We start from the raw sequence: 571 nt of genomic DNA on the forward strand, positions 1-571 counted from the left end.
GCTAGGTGAGAATTCTCACGCGCGGCGGCTACGACTGGACCGACAGGCTCCCGTCGATTGCTGACGACGCGCGACGGCTCGCCGTGCAGACGGCCATAATCGACGGAGAGGCTGTCGTGCTCGATGAAAAGCATGCTCCAGCGAGCCTTGGGCCGTCTGCCGTCTATCCTCGAAGCGGGCGCCATCGTCTGCTATGCCTTCGACCTGCTCTATCTCAACGACGCGACGTTCGCCGGCTGCCGCTGCGGGAGCGCCGGAGACTGCTGCAACCGATCATCGCCAGACAGGAAGCGGCTGTTGGGTGTTCTGAGGAAGGCGATGCGGGGGCGAAGATTTCCCCCGTGCCGCGTGCGCGCACTGCCTCGAAGGCATGATCGCCAAGCATGTCGAGAAGGCCCATCGTTCCGGCCGGGGCGGGTGGTGGCGAAAGAACGCCTGCAAAAGTCGAAATAGCTTTGTGGTGATCGGCTTCGAGCCGTCGACTGTCGGTCGGCTTGTGCTCGCCGCCGGAAGGGCGGAGCTCTGGTTTATGTCGGCGGCTGATTACCGGCTGGTCGAACCAACTGTCGCG

1 pseudogene is annotated in these 571 nt (G+C 63.9%); it reads left to right on the forward strand.

The features are described 5' to 3' along the window. Positions 1 to 5: 5 nt before the first annotated feature. Positions 6 to 571: pseudogene (locus A4A58_RS31545) on the forward strand (non-homologous end-joining DNA ligase); the annotation flags it as partial.

The sequence above is a fragment of the Tardiphaga robiniae genome (assembly GCF_001618955.1).
GTDB lineage: Bacteria > Pseudomonadota > Alphaproteobacteria > Rhizobiales > Xanthobacteraceae > Tardiphaga > Tardiphaga robiniae_A.